We start from the raw sequence: 14,168 nt of genomic DNA on the forward strand, positions 1-14,168 counted from the left end.
ATGCACTAGCTAACCCGGCTGATACCGACGTCATCTTGAGCAGAGACACCTCAAAGGAGAAAACGATGGCACTGTCCGAGCGCGAACAGAAGGTTCTGGACCAGCTTGAAGAACTCATGAGCAATGAGGATCCGCACTTTGCCTCCTCCATGTCTTCAACCGGCAATACTGCGCCGGTTTTTAGTGCTCGCCATTTGGCTCTCGGTATTCTCTTCGTTCTCATCGGCCTGGGCATCATTATTGGCGCGGTCGCATCTAACATGATTTGGCTGGGCGTATTCGGCTTCCTCTTCGCGGCCGGTGGCGTGTACTTCGCAACCACCAGCAAGAAGACCCCGGTGGATTCCTTCCTCGGCGGTAAGGCAGAAGGCGCAGCCCGTGTGCGTCAGCGCGAGCAGAAGGATCAGTCTTCCTTCATGAACCGCCTGGAGAACCGCTGGGACGAGCGTAATAACGGCCAGCTCTAAAGCATTTAGGGTGCAGAAGCTTCGCGGCTTAGCTCATAGAGCTGACCCCCGATGCGAACATCTCAAAACTCAAGACTGATTAAGCGGAGGTAAGAATTCTCTTACCTCCGCTTTCTTGTGCCCATTTTCTGCACTCAGTTCCCGGTGCCGGGTGTTGTGCCCCGAACCGTGAACAGACCCGAACGGTGAACAGACCTGAGCCCCCTCGAAGCAGGCAATCTGAGGGTTGCACACTGAGCGGGAATACGCCCGAAGCTGTGTAGAAGCTGTGCGGCAGCGTTAAAAATGCAGAAGAGAGCATAAAAACACTAAAAGATACTCTGCCGGGTGGGGTAGGTGGTGGAAAGTGGGGTAAAGTGGAGGGGAAAGCTGAAAGTCAGTCCTATCGCCGTGCCCTCAAACAGACGGCGGAGGCGTCGGCCCGGCACACCCCGCCACCGGCACCTACAGGATGTGTGGAGCAACCACGCTCCCGCAGGCTTCAGCACAACGGCACACATCAGGGGCACACATCGGGGAGGTGAAGTGAATGTTCTTAGGTACCTACTCACCACGAATGGACGCCAAAGGACGCATCATCCTTCCCGCCAAATTCCGTGAGGAACTCTCAGCAGGCCTCGTTCTGACCCGCGGTCAAGAACGATGCCTGTACGTTTTCCCCGCCGCAGAATTTGAACGCATCCACGAACGGATGCGCACCGCGCCCCTGCCCGGACGAGCCGCCCGAGACTTCCTGCGAGTCTTCCTCTCAGGAGCCTCAGACGAACTGCCCGACAAGCAGGGACGCATCACCATCCCGCCGATACTGCGCCAATACGCAGGACTGACCGACAACCTCGTCGTCATCGGATCCGGTACCCGCGCAGAAATCTGGGATGCAGCCGCCTGGGAGGAATACCTCGCCCGCACCGAAGCTGAATTCGCTGCCCTCGACGAGGACCCGTTCAGCCCGCTACTCTAGTCGGCACCCCGCCGGTGCGATGGCTACCGCCCGGCATCTCTCTACCACTACCGCACCACTCTTCCGTAAGCTTTCCCGCAGGACAAACTCTCACAGGAGCACCCATGAGCGTAGACCACGCCCCCGAAACCGGTACGACCGCATCCGGCGCTGCCGCCAAGGTCACCGGCGCATCCATTGAGAACCTCTCCCAGCGTGAAGCCAGCGAACGCCACGTGCCCGTCATGCTGGACCGCTGCATTAACCTGCTGGCACCCGGCATTGAACGCGCCGTTGAGGAGCGCGGCACCGCCTACGTTATTGATGGCACCCTCGGTATGGGTGGCCACTCCGAGGCGCTGCTCGAACGCTTCGAAAACCTTGTACTCATCGGTATTGACCGCGACCTGCAGGCGCACGCCATTGCCGGCGAACGCCTGGCACGCTTCGGTGACCGCTTCGTACCCGTCCACGCCGTCTACGACGAAATTGACCGCGCCATGGAAACCGCCGGCGTGCAGGGCATCGACGGCATCCTGATGGACCTGGGCGTCTCCTCCATGCAGCTGGACGAACGCACCCGAGGCTTCGCCTACTCCTACGACGCGCCCCTGGACATGCGCATGAACTCCGAAGATGAGCTCACCGCCCGTATTGTTGTCAACGAATACAGCGAAGACCAGCTGCGCCGCATTATCCGCAACTGGGGCGAAGAGAAGTTCGCATCGCGTATCGCCCGCGCCATCTGCACCGCCCGCGCCAACGCGCCCCTGGAAACCACCGGTGAGCTCGTACGCATTATTCAGAAGGCTGTGCCCGTCGCCGCGCAGCGCACCGGCGGCCACCCCGCCAAGCGCACCTTCCAGGCGTTGCGCATCGAAGTGAACCACGAGCTTGAAGCCCTCGAACGCGCCGTACCGGCAGCCCTGGAGGCGCTCAACCTCGGTGGTCGATTCGTCGCCATGAGCTACCACAGCCTCGAAGACAAAATCGTCAAGAGAGCACTGACCGCGGAGGCAACCTCCAAGGCACCCAAGGGCTTCCCGGTAGAGCTTGAAGAACACAAGCCCACCGTCAAATTCATTACCCGCGGCGCCGAACCGCCTACCGACGAGGAAATCGAACAGAACTCCCGCGCCGCCAGCGCCAAGCTGCGCGCCGCCGAGAAGATCCGCATCCCCGCCAAGTAGAAGACAGAAAGCGAAGAAGAGTGAGCACCCAGCACGCATCCCAGCGCCCCACCCGCACCCAGGGCGCCCCGCGGAGTCGACGCGCCGGTTCCTCGCGCCCTGCCGCCGGCACCCCCGGCGCCGTTGGCTCTACCCGCGCATCCTCTACTGGCTCTACCGGCGGCTCTACCGGGGCGAGCCGCACCTCCACCCGAGCCCACTCCGGCCGCACCCGTACCGCGCGTCTGGAGCCGGTCACCGCCTCCCAGCCGGTGGTCCGCCCCGTCAGCACCGCCGCATCTCACGGTGGTAAGCGCACCTCAACGAACGCGAGCCGTGTTCCCTCGAGCGTCCGTGCGGCAGCACGCACCGAAGAAGCACGCGAAACGAAGCCCAAGCAGCGTAACCCGCTGTCCACTGTGCGCCGCCGAGCCCGTAAGCTCAGCCCGCCCACCATGCTCGCTGTTTTTGCGGCAATTCCGCTGACCCTGATTTTTATTCTGCTGCTTAACGTGCTGATTGTGACCCGACAGTACGACATGGTGGATTTGCGCGCGCAGGAACAGCGCCTCGTGCAGGAGAACCAGGCGCTGCAGCAGGAGATTGGTTTCAAGGAAGCCCCGCAGGATTTGGCGATACGCGCCAGTACCCTGGGCATGTTTGTGAGCTCTTCGCAGGCGACCCTGAACCTGCAGTCCTCCACGATTGAGGGCACCCCCGCCCCGGTGGCAAGCCCGACCGGTGCTGAGGGAAACAAGCAGGAGAATCTGATTTCGCCTCCGGCAGCTGGCTCGAACGAAAGCTACGCCAAGAGCATTGTGGACGCGGACAAGTCCGTTCAGCAGCGCCACGGCCAGGCGAGCGCGGCGGCTAAGGCATCTGCAAGCGCCTCGGCGAGCCCTGCTCAGCAAACTAACTCAGCTCAGCAGGCCAACCCCGCACCGGCGAATAGCGCCCCTGCTAGCCCGGCTGCTTCCGCCGCACCGAGCGCCGCTCAGCAGCCCGCAGCTAGCCCCGCGGCAAGCCAGGTTGCACGATAAACAATATTGACCACAGGATGCGTAGCATCACCGATAGACTAGACCAGCGAAAGGACCACCGCATGAGCTCCGACGCGCGTAAGAACGCGAACGAATCGGCATCCGGTCAGCCGGATCTGACCCGCCGTGGCTTCGTCGCAGGCGCCGCAGCCACCTGCGCTCTGGGCGTTATCGGTGCGAACCTGTTTATCCGCCAGGGCTTTGACCCCGGTGCAGTGGCGAATGCGTCCCGTCAGAAGCGTTTGCGCTCCCAGGTGCTGCCTGCTGTGCGCGGTCAGATTCTCGATATCAACGGCAACGTCATGGCGCGTACTGTGCAGCGTTATAACCTGACTGCTGACCAGAGCGCCGTGGCGACCTTCAAACGCTACAACGAGGATCGCACCCAGAAGGTTGAGGTCACCCCCAACCAGCTGGTGTACGAGATGGTCGATATTCTCAAGACCGTTGACCCGGGCATTACCGACGAGTTCATCAAGTCCAAGCTGGACGGCACCTCAAAGTACTCGGTGATCAAAGCAAATATCACCCCGGAAATTTTCAATAAGATTGATGCCCTGGGTGCGCCCTTCATCTACGGTGAGGCGTTCTCTCAGCGCCTGTACCCCAACGGTAGTGTGGGCGGTTCCGTGGTCGGTAAGTACAACATTGTTGAAGAGGCAGACGGCAACGGTACGGGCGGTACGGTGTCCCGTAACTACTCCGTGGGCATTGAGCGTGTCTTTGAGAAGGAGCTTGCCGGTACCCCCGGTGAGCGCACCTACGAGATTAGCGCTGATGGCGTGCGTATCCCCGTAGCGAAGGAAGAGCAGCGCCTGGCGGTGGACGGTAAGAATATTCGCCTAACCATTAACCGTGATGTGCAGTATTTTGCGCAGCAGGTGGTGCGTGCCCGCGCCGAGGAGCTGAAAGCTGAATGGTGTACCGCCATTGTTATGGATGTGCGTGACGGCTCCATTTTGGCTCTTGCTGATTCCTCCACGATGGACCCGGGCGCGGCAACCATTGAGGACGCGGCGGACATGACCCCGCGCGCTATTTCGCAGAGCGTGGAGCCCGGTTCGACCGAGAAGATGCTAACTGCTTCGGCGCTGATTGAGCAGGGCCTGACGACTCCGACTAGTGTGTATGATGTGCCCGCGACCCTCACGATTGACGGCCAGACTTTCAAGGATGCGTTTGAGCACGGGGCGCAGCGGCGTACTTTCTCGGGCATTATTCATGACTCGATGAACACCGGTACGGTGCTGGTCGGTCAGAAGCTCAGCAAGGAAGAGCGCTACAACTGGTTGAAGAAGTACGGCGTCGGCGAGTTTACCGGCATTGAGCTGACCGGTGAGGAGCAGGGTATAATCGCTGATTGGCGTGATTGGGATGGCCGTCAGCAGTACACTGTGCTGTTCGGTCAGGGTGTTGCGCAGACTCCGCTGCAGACCGCCATGATTTTCCAGGCGCTGGGCAATAAGGGCGTTCGTCTGAAGCCGCGCATTGTGGACGCGATCATTGACGCCGACGGTACCGAACATAAGCGTGCCGTAGAGCCTGGCGAACGCATGGTCAGCGAGGAGACTGCCGCTTCCTGCCTGACTCTCATGGAGAATGTGGTGGAGCAAGGCCACGCCCGTCCGGCGAAGGTGACCGGCTACCGCGTGGGCGGTAAGACCGGTACTGCGGAAACTCCGAGTGAGAAGGGCGGCTACGACGGCAACACGACGTCCTTTATTGGTGTGGCGCCGATTGAGAACCCGCAGTTCTTGGTGGCGGTGACCATGCAGCGTCCTGAGGGTAGCGTGGGTGCGAACGGTACGACGGCTGAGTTCTCCAAGATTATGGAGAAGACCCTGCACACCTATAATGTGCCGCGTTCTACCGGTGAACCGGAGTTGATTCCGCTTTTTGCTGAGGATAGCCCCAATAAGACGAGCTAAAGGCGAGCGGGGGAGAGGTTCCCGGTAGCTGATTCGTGATGAAGAAGCCCCGGGACTGAACACCTGTCGAAGCCTAAAGCCCGTAGAATATTGAATGACCCTGTGTGCCTTGAGCGCATTGACCATACAGAGCTCACCGCTTCGGACAGCGGAGAGGAAAGAAGGACGATGGATACCGCATCTCACGCACCCGGCCAGAACCTGCTGGGCGGCGACGCTCAGACTCTGCGCCCGAATTCTGTGCGCCCGGTGAGTTTGGCGCACCTTCGCGAACATCTGCAGGGATTGGGTGCTCAGGTGAGTTCCCAGCTGGCTAGTGGCGTTCAGGGTTCTGAATCCGGTGATTCTGTTGAGGTTACCGGTATTAGCATGGACTCCCGAGGCGTGCGTCCGCAGGACCTGTACGTGGCTCTGCCCGGTGCGAAGGTGCACGGCGCACAGTTTGCTGAGGCTGCGTTGAAGCTGGGTGCTTCCGCTATTTTGACGGATGCTGCCGGTGCGCAGCTGCTGGGCGAGGCGCCGGTGCCTGTCCTGGTGACGGAGAACCTCCGCGAGTACGTGGGTCCGTTGGCTGCGCTGATTTATGGTTCGGCGTCGTTCCCCGCCACTCACCGTTATGCTGTGACCGGTACGAACGGTAAGACCACCTCCACCTACATGCTGGAGTCGGTGTTCCGCACCGGTCTGGGGGTGAAGACCGGTCTGATTGGCACTATTCAGATTCTGATTGATGGTGTGTCGGTTCCTTCGAAGATGACCACCCCGGAGTCTCCTCACGTGCATTCTTTGCTGACGATTATGGGTCAGCATCAGGTGCGTTGCGCCGCAATGGAGGTTTCCTCACACGCGATTGATTACCACCGTGTGGACGGCGTGAAGTACGCGGTTGCTGGCTTCACGAACCTGACTCAGGATCACCTGGATCTGCACGGCACTATGGAGCACTACTTCGACTCGAAGGCTCAGCTGTTCACCCCCGAGCGTGCCGAGCTGGCTGTGATTACTGCTGATGACGAGTGGGGCGAGAAGATGTTCTCCGCCGCTTGCGAGCAGATGGGTGCGCAGCAGGTGCACCGTCTGGTGACTGCGCGCGGTGCCGGTCTGGCTGAGGTGCCCGCAGAGTTTGGTGCCCGCGACTGGGCTGTGGTGAAGGTTCAGCGTGAGGGTCTGGGCCACCGCTTCCACGTGGCTAATGGCACCGGTGAGAGCGTTGAATGCTACACCGGTCTGCCCGCTGATTTTAACGTTTCGAATGCTGCGCTGGCGGCGCTCATGGCGTACCTGGACACTGACTCCGCTGAGCGTGAGCGCCTGTTGCCCGAGCTGGCGTCCGGTTCGGCTCTGACTCCGGTGGTGCCGGGTCGTATGCAGCTGATTTCTCTGGCTCCGCACGCGATTGTGGACTTCGCCCACAACCCTGACGGACTGACCCGTGCCCTGGAAGCAATGGACCGCCCCGGCGACGGCAAGGTCATGATTGTTTTCGGCGCGACCGGTGAGCGTGATCAGCTCAAGCGCCCGATTATGGGTGCGATTGCGGCACAGTACGCAGATATTGTGGTTGTGACTGATGACGACCCGCACGGTGAGGCGCCCGAGCCGATTCGTGCCGCCGTTGAGGAGGGCGCGCAGAAGGCTGAGAACCGCCGAGCCACCCAGATCCTGAATATTTCTCCGCGTGCCGCCGCTATTGATGCGGCAATTGCCCTGGCGGGCGAGCATGACGCCATCCTGATTGCTGGCCGCGGCCATGAAACCGAACAGGATGTTGACGGCGTGGATATCGCCCTGGACGACCGCGTTGAAACCGCCCGTGCCCTGCGTGCGCACGGTTTCGAGATTCTGCCTGACTACCAGCGCATGCTCGAAGAAAGTGACTCTAAGACCGCTGAAGGTATGGTGAAGAATGATTAAGCTCAGCGCCGCCCAGATTATTGAGGCAACCGGCGGCACCGCTATCGGCCTGGAGGGCCGTGAGGAGCAGGTGTACGCAGACTTCGCCACCACCGACTCCCGTGAGGTGCAGACCGGTACCCTGTTCGTGGCGAAGCCCGGTGCGGTCACTGACGGTCACAGGTTCATCCCCATGGCGTTTGAGCGGGGCGCGACCCTGGCGCTGGTCGAGCGCGAAGTACTCGACGAGCAGGGCATGCCCTACCCGAGCATCCAGGTGCCCGATGTGGTGCTGGCGATGGGCGATTTGGCGCGCTATTCCATTGAGCAGATGCGCGCTCAGGGTGAGCTGACCGTTATCGGTATTACCGGTTCTGCAGGTAAGACCACCACCAAGGACCTTCTTGCCGCCATTTTCACCCCGGAGGGCCCGACCGTTGCCCCGGTCGGCTCCTACAACAGTGAGGTGGGCGTGCCCCTGACCGTTTTCCGTGCGGATGAGTCCACCCGCTACCTGGTCATTGAGATGGGTGCGGACCGTGTAGGCAACATCGAGTACCTGGCGAATATTGCGCACCCCGATCACGGTGCAATCCTGAAGGTTGGTACCGCGCACGCTGGCGAGTTCGGCGGCGTGGACAATATTGAGCGCACCAAGGGCGAGCTGGCTGAGGGCGTTCAGCCGACCGGCTCCCTAGCTCTGAACGCTGACGATGAGCGCGTGCTGCGCATGGCCTCGCGTTCGGTTGCACCCATTACCTACTTTGGCGTGGGCGAGAAGACCGACGCGAACGGTCAGCCCTACGAACGCTACGTGGCGGCGCTGAACCTGCGCACCACCGACGCTGGCTGCCCCGAGTTCACTCTGCGCCTGCCCGACGGCAGCGAGTACGAGATTTCCTCGCAGCTGATCGGTGAGCACCACGTGCACAACCTGCTGGCTGCTGCGACGATCGCCTACAACAGCGGTATTTCGGGTGAGAAGATTGCTCGCGCGCTCAACAAAGCGGCGGCAGCTTCGAAGTGGCGTATGGCTCGCACCGACCGTGCCGACGGCGTGACCGTCATTAACGACGCATACAATGCGAACCCCGAGTCGATGGCTGCGGCGCTGCGCACTCTGGCGCAGCTGGGCCGCACCGTTGACCCGGCGACCGGTCAGCCGCACCGCACTTGGGCTGTTCTGGGCGCCATGCTGGAGCTCGGCGACGCCTCCCTGGAGGAGCACGACCGCATCGGTCGCCTCGTGGTACGCATGAACATTTCTAAGCTGATTGCTGTGGGCGACGAGACGAAGCCCACCTACAATGCGGCTCACCTGGAAGGCTCCTGGGGTAATGAGGCGACCTGGGTGAAGACCCCGGAGGAGGCAGAGCAGATTCTGCGCGCCGAGGTTCGCCCCGGCGACATTGTGCTTTTCAAGTCCTCGAACGGGGCGAAGCTGGGCATTCTGGGCGACCAGGTTGCTTTCGCCGAGTACACTTTCGGCGCTGAGGAAGAGCAGGCACCGACTTGGCTTTCTGCCGGTGACTTTGTTGAAACCACCGATTTGAGCGACCACCTTGCCGCTCACCTGGACGGTGCCGCTAATGGCGACCGTACTTCGACCGAACAGACCACGAACGAAGGGTAGCGCTTTATGATTACCGTGCTGATTGCTGGAATCTTCGGATTCCTCATCTCCCTCACCGCGCTGCCGGTGTTCATCAAGAAGATGTCGGCCCTCAACCTTGGCCAGCTCATCCGTGAGGAAGGCCCGGCAGCCCACCAGCACAAGGCGGGCACCCCCACCATGGCGGGTCTGATCTTCATCCCCGCGGCGATTCTCGCCTACTTCTTGACCCTGGCGGTGAGCGCACTGCTCTTCGGAACCGCGCCGGTACCGACCGCTACCGCGTGGCTGACCATCGCCTTCACCCTGGGCATGCTCGGTGTGGGCGCGGCGGACGACATCATGAAGTTCCGCAATAAGGGCAACGAGGGCCTGACCGAGAAGCAGAAGACCATTGGTCTTCTGGGCGTGACCCTGCCCTTTGCGTACCTGGCGTTCCAGTTCCCGAATGAGTCGGGTGCTCGTCCGGCGTCGACCGCCATCTCTTTCGTACGTGACCTGCCCATTGACCTGTTCGCGGCGGGCGCGGTCTTCGGTTCCATCCTGCTGGTTGGTTGGATTACCCTCATCTCCCTGTCCGGTACGAACGCGGTGAACTTCACCGATGGTCTGGACGGCCTGGCTGGCGGCATCATGATGACCATCTTCTCCGGCTACCTGACCATCAGCATCTGGCAGTACGTACACGCCTGCTCCGCTGGCGCTGGCACCGCCTGCTACGATGTGCGCGACCCCGGTTCACTGGCGCTGATTGCCGCATCCCTGGTGGGTTCGCTGGCTGGCTTCCTCTGGTGGAACGTGTCGAAGGCACAGATCTTCATGGGCGACTCCGGTTCCCTGGCGCTCGGTGGCGCAATGGTTGCTTTCGCGCTGTTCACCCGCACCGAGCTGCTTCTGCTGGTCATCGCTCTGATTCCCGTGCTGGAAGTGTTCTCTGTGATTGTGCAGAAGTTCGTGTTCAAGACCAGCCGTAAGCGTTCGGTCGCAGCGGGGGAGAAGCCCCTGCACGCGCACCGTTACTTCCGTATGACCCCCTTCCACCACCACATGGAGAAGGTCGGCGTCAACGGCAAATACTCAATTGATAAGCGAGGCATTGCCCCCGGTACCGTCAGCAGCGGCGAAGTGAACTCCGTGTTCCGCCTCTGGGTTGTTAACGCCCTCTGCGTGCTCGTTGCCCTGGCGCTGTTCTTCGGTGACTGGTTCTCGCAGACTTCTGGAGTGATTCACTAATGTCAACTAATGAACAGCCGGATACAGCTCGCATTGAAGCGAACGCCGCCGCTATTGCGGTGAACCCGGTGTATGAGAACGAGCGCCTCGCGGAACTGACTCACTGGGGTGCGCCCTGGGCTAACCTGCGCGTGGTCGTGGTGGGCATGGGTACCAGCGGCGACGCTGTGACCGATGTGCTCGCCCAGCTGGGTGCGAAGATTGTTGTCATCGACGGGGCAGATACCCCGGAGAAGCGTGAACGCATCGACCTGTACGCTAACGCATACGGCAACGTTGAGGGTCTGTTCGGTCCCGAGCACATGCGTGCACTACCCCCCGTGGACGGTCAGGAACCCGAGCTTGTAGTGACCTCCCCGGGCGTGCGTCCCGACCACCCGGTCATGCTGGACGCTTATGAGCGCCGTATCCAGATTTGGGGCGATGTGGAGCTGGCGTGGCGCCTGAATGAGCGCAACGACCGCCCGACTCCCAAGTGGCTGTGCCTGACCGGTACGAACGGTAAGACCACCACCGTGGGCATGGTCGATTCCATCCTGAAGGCTGCCGGTAAGAAGTCTATTCAGGTGGGTAACGTGGGCATGCCCATCGTGTACGCCATTGCAGACGATGAGCCCTATGAATTCTTCGCGGTGGAGCTGTCCAGTTTCCAGCTACACTGGACCTACTCGATGTCCCCGTACGCTTCGGTGGTTCTGAACATCGCTGAGGATCACGTGGACTGGCACGGCTCCTTCGACGGCTACAAGGCTGATAAGGCTCGCGTGTACGAGCACACTCAGGTTGCCTGCATCTTCAACACCGACCATGTGGACACCCTGCGCATGGTTGAGAACGCGGACGTTATTGAGGGCGCTCGCGCGATTGGCTTCAGCTCCACTGAGATGCCTGCCGTGTCTATGCTCGGCTTGGCTGAGGACATCATGGTGGACCGCGCCTTCTTGAAGAACCGTTACAACGAGGCGTACGAGCTGGCGGTTCTGGAGGATTTGGCTCCGGCACCCGGTAAGATGCCCGCGAAGCATACCGTGGAGAACGCTCTGGCGGCTGCGGCGCTGTGCCGTGCGGCTGATATTGACCCGAAGGCTGTGGGCGCTGGCCTGCGTTCCTTCAAGACCGGTGCGCACCGCAACCAGCTGGTGGGTTATGCGAACGACATCATGTGGGTGAACGATTCGAAGGCTACGAATCCTCACGCCGCGAATGCGTCGATGAGCGGTTACCCCTCGCTGGTGTGGATTGCCGGTGGTCTGTCGAAGGGCGTTGAGTACGATGAGCTGATTGCTGCTCACGCTCAGCGCCTGAAGGCTGTACTGATTATCGGTACTGATACTGCGGCGTTGAAGTCGGCGTTGGCTAACCATGCTCCGCAGGTTCCGACCTACAATATGACCGCCGCTGTGGCTGATTCTTCGGACGGTATTGCCGTGATGAACGCGGCCGTTGCGAAGGCTGCTGAGCTGGCGCATCCGGGCGATACCGTGCTGATGGCTCCCGCGTCTGCTTCGATGGACCAGTTCAAGAATTATGCGGTGCGCGGTGATGCGTTTGCGAACGCTGTTGCCGCCCAGCTGGCAGACTCTTAGGACATTGCCTGTAGAGGGTGTCTTGGGTGACCGGGGTGCTTTCTGCGGGTTCTTCTCGGGGGTGGGATGGTAACGGTGTCCCACCCCTGAACCTTTTTCGTGTATTCGCCACGACGGATCCGTGGCAGTTGAGGCCTATAGGAGGGCATGTGAGTACCAGCGCATCTTCGGAGCGTTCGGCTTCTTCGGCGCGTTCGACCGCGAGTGGTCGTTGGGCGTCTTTGCGAGCCGGTTTGGAGGATTTCTCAGCGCCGTTCCGTGCTCGTGCCGGTAGGTTGTACCGTCGTGGTTTGAAGGCTGACCTGTGGGATGTGCCGGTGATGTTGCTGGTGACGACCCTGGGTCTGGCTATTTTTGGCTGCATTATGGTGTTGTCGGCTTCGAGCGTCACGATGATTTCGCAGGGCCAGTCGCCGTTCTCGCAGGTTTCGTCTCAGATCATGTTCTTGGTTCTTGGCGTGATTGCGATGGCGGGTATTACGCGTATCCCTGTTGGGTATTACCACAAGAAGTCTGTGGTGTACGCGATGCTGATTGTCGCGTTGGTCATGCAGCTTGCTGTGGTGGTTGTCGGCGTTGAGGTGAACGGTAACCGTAACTGGTTGAAGCTTGGCCCGGTGCAGATTCAGCCGTCGGAGTTTTCGAAGCTGGCGATTATTATGTGGCTGGCATGGGTGTATAGCCGCCACGGCGATATTTCTCGCAGTATTTGGCGCACGCTGTTCCCCTCGATTTATGGTGTGGGTGCCCTGGTGCTACTGATTATGCTCGGTGGCGATATGGGTACCGCCATGGTGTATGGCTTCATCTTTGTGGGCATGATGTGGCTGGCGGGTGCTTCTCGCAGCTCGCTACTGAAGATTGGCGGCGCGTTTGCGGTGTTGGCGCTGGTGGGTGTTCTCAGTAGCGCGAACCGTGTGGCTCGTATTTTCGGTATTTGGGGTTCGTGCACGAACGCTAACTGTGACCAGGCGAATTCTGGTGAGGTGGCGCTGACGACCGGTGGCTTCTTGGGTGTTGGTCTGGGCCAGTCGCGCCAGAAGTACAACTACCTGGCTGAGGCGCATAACGACTATATTTTCGCCATTATTGGTGAGGAGCTGGGTCTGCTGGGTACGCTGGCGGTTCTGCTGCTGTATGTGGGCCTGGTGTATTGCGCGGTTCGTATTATGCTGCGTACTACTGATCCGCTGGTGCGTTTGGCTACGGGCGGCATCATGATTTGGTTGACCTCTCAGGCGATTATCAATATGGGCATGGTGTCCCGTATTTTGCCGGTGATTGGTGTGCCTTTGCCGTTTGTCTCCTATGGTGGTTCGTCGCTGTTGTCCTCGTTGTTTGCGGCGGGTTTGTTGTTGGCGTTTGCGCGGCAGACTCCGTTGCGTGGCGCGACGAAACCGTCGAATATTGAGACCCAGAGTGCGCGTGAGGTTCGTCGTGCGAATGCTGAATGGCAGCGTCGTACGCCGTTGCAGGATGTACTGAATCAGGAAGAGGCAGATCGTGCGGCTGCTGGTGGCCACCTGTTGAAGGAACATAATCCTTTGAAGGTTGTTTTCGGTCCGGAGAGCACGTTGCGCCGCTGGTTGGGTTTTGCGCCGGATCAGCAGCGCGAGTTGTCTCGTATGGCTCGTGAGCAGCAGAAGGAGCAGGAGCGCCAGGCTCGGGAGCAGGTTCGTCGTGAGGAGGAACAGGCGCGCCAGGAAGCGGCGCAGGCTCGAGAAGAGGCGCGTCGTGCTCGCGAGGAGGCGCGTCTGGCTCGTGAGGAAGCTGCCCGCGTGAAGGCGGAACAGAAGGCTGAAGCTCAGAAGCAGAAGGCCTCGCAGAAGCCTGCACCGCAGAAGGCACCCGCTCAGCCTCGTACCGGTCAGCAGACTCGTGTTGCTCAGAAGAGTACTGCCTCTACTCGAGCGGCACAGGGTAAGCCTGCTCAGCCCCGTACCGCTCAGCAGCCTACTGCTCAGAAACCTGCTGCTCAGAAGCGAGTGCAGCAGCCTCGTGCTACTCAGCCCCGTAGCGCACAGCACCGTCCGTCGGGCTCGCTACCTGCGGGTCTGCAGCCGTTGCATCCGGAGGACCGTCAGCGTCGTGCCCAGCGACTGGGTAATCCTCGACAGGGCGCTCAACGTCAGGCAGCGCCGCGACAGGGCACCCAGGCAAAGGGTACTCCGAAGAACAGCGCTCAGCAGGCACCGCGTCCGGCTCAGGGCGCGGCTCGGAACTCGGCTCAGCGCGGCACCCGCAAGCAGGGCTAAACCCCGCGGAACCCGCTCCGCGAAGCCTGCATATCGGGGGCTGGC

At 60.8% G+C, this 14,168-nt stretch carries 10 protein-coding genes; all 10 read left to right on the forward strand.

Going from position 1 to position 14,168, the window contains the following annotated elements; all coding sequences use genetic code 11:
• The first annotated feature begins 65 nt into the window (after positions 1-65).
• The 10 genes from HMPREF2765_RS05410 (at position 66) to HMPREF2765_RS05455 (ending at position 14,123) form a co-directional block, all read left to right on the forward strand.
• A complete protein-coding gene (locus tag HMPREF2765_RS05410; RefSeq protein ID WP_049350360.1) occupies positions 66-467 on the forward strand; it encodes a DUF3040 domain-containing protein in 402 nt (133 codons plus the stop codon).
• A gap of 529 nt (positions 468-996) precedes the next feature.
• Positions 997-1,428, forward strand: coding sequence for a division/cell wall cluster transcriptional repressor MraZ (mraZ, locus tag HMPREF2765_RS05415; protein WP_005506565.1), 432 nt, complete (start codon positions 997-999; stop codon positions 1,426-1,428).
• 104 nt (positions 1,429-1,532) lie between these two features.
• Entirely contained in the window at positions 1,533-2,597 is a 1,065-nt protein-coding gene (gene rsmH / locus HMPREF2765_RS05420) for a 16S rRNA (cytosine(1402)-N(4))-methyltransferase RsmH (protein ID WP_070592910.1), read from the forward strand.
• A gap of 20 nt (positions 2,598-2,617) precedes the next feature.
• Positions 2,618-3,616 (forward strand): cell division protein FtsL, encoded by a 999-nt coding sequence (locus HMPREF2765_RS05425; protein WP_049345237.1) that lies wholly within the window; start codon positions 2,618-2,620, stop codon positions 3,614-3,616.
• Positions 3,617-3,678: 62 nt separating this feature from the next.
• The gene (locus HMPREF2765_RS05430) at positions 3,679-5,544 is read left to right on the forward strand and encodes a peptidoglycan D,D-transpeptidase FtsI family protein (RefSeq protein ID WP_049345236.1); all 1,866 of its coding nucleotides are present in this window, start codon (positions 3,679-3,681) and stop codon (positions 5,542-5,544) included.
• A 168-nt stretch (positions 5,545-5,712) separates the two neighbouring features.
• On the forward strand, positions 5,713-7,458 hold the full coding sequence (locus HMPREF2765_RS05435; protein ID WP_070604586.1) for a Mur ligase family protein: 1,746 nt from the start codon (positions 5,713-5,715) through the stop codon (positions 7,456-7,458).
• The gene (murF, locus tag HMPREF2765_RS05440; protein ID WP_070604588.1) at positions 7,451-9,070 is read left to right on the forward strand and encodes a UDP-N-acetylmuramoyl-tripeptide--D-alanyl-D-alanine ligase; all 1,620 of its coding nucleotides are present in this window, start codon (positions 7,451-7,453) and stop codon (positions 9,068-9,070) included. Before HMPREF2765_RS05435 ends, murF begins: the two co-directional genes overlap by 8 nt.
• 6 nt (positions 9,071-9,076) lie before the next feature.
• The gene (mraY, locus tag HMPREF2765_RS05445) at positions 9,077-10,282 is read left to right on the forward strand and encodes a phospho-N-acetylmuramoyl-pentapeptide-transferase (RefSeq protein WP_049353001.1); all 1,206 of its coding nucleotides are present in this window, start codon (positions 9,077-9,079) and stop codon (positions 10,280-10,282) included.
• Positions 10,282-11,868 carry a UDP-N-acetylmuramoyl-L-alanine--D-glutamate ligase gene (gene murD, locus HMPREF2765_RS05450; RefSeq protein WP_070604589.1) on the forward strand — a complete coding sequence of 529 codons (1,587 nt, stop codon included), beginning with the start codon at positions 10,282-10,284 and terminating at the stop codon, positions 11,866-11,868. The genes mraY and murD overlap by 1 nt, the downstream gene beginning before the upstream one ends.
• Before the next feature lie 149 nt (positions 11,869-12,017).
• A complete protein-coding gene (locus HMPREF2765_RS05455) occupies positions 12,018-14,123 on the forward strand; it encodes an FtsW/RodA/SpoVE family cell cycle protein (RefSeq protein WP_070604592.1) in 2,106 nt (701 codons plus the stop codon).
• Positions 14,124-14,168: the final 45 nt, after the last annotated feature.

This window comes from Rothia sp. HMSC062H08, assembly GCF_001810775.1.
Lineage (GTDB): Bacteria > Actinomycetota > Actinomycetes > Actinomycetales > Micrococcaceae > Rothia.

Coding starts and splice junctions, on each gene's coding strand:
- mraZ (WP_005506565.1), top strand. CDS start 997: ATGTTCTTAGGTACCTACTCACCACGAATGGACGCCAAAGGACGCATC.
- HMPREF2765_RS05430 (WP_049345236.1), top strand. CDS start 3,679: ATGAGCTCCGACGCGCGTAAGAACGCGAACGAATCGGCATCCGGTCAG.
- murF (WP_070604588.1), top strand. CDS start 7,451: ATGATTAAGCTCAGCGCCGCCCAGATTATTGAGGCAACCGGCGGCACC.
- murD (WP_070604589.1), top strand. CDS start 10,282: ATGTCAACTAATGAACAGCCGGATACAGCTCGCATTGAAGCGAACGCC.
- mraY (WP_049353001.1), top strand. CDS start 9,077: ATGATTACCGTGCTGATTGCTGGAATCTTCGGATTCCTCATCTCCCTC.
- rsmH (WP_070592910.1), top strand. CDS start 1,533: ATGAGCGTAGACCACGCCCCCGAAACCGGTACGACCGCATCCGGCGCT.
- HMPREF2765_RS05410 (WP_049350360.1), top strand. CDS start 66: ATGGCACTGTCCGAGCGCGAACAGAAGGTTCTGGACCAGCTTGAAGAA.
- HMPREF2765_RS05435 (WP_070604586.1), top strand. CDS start 5,713: ATGGATACCGCATCTCACGCACCCGGCCAGAACCTGCTGGGCGGCGAC.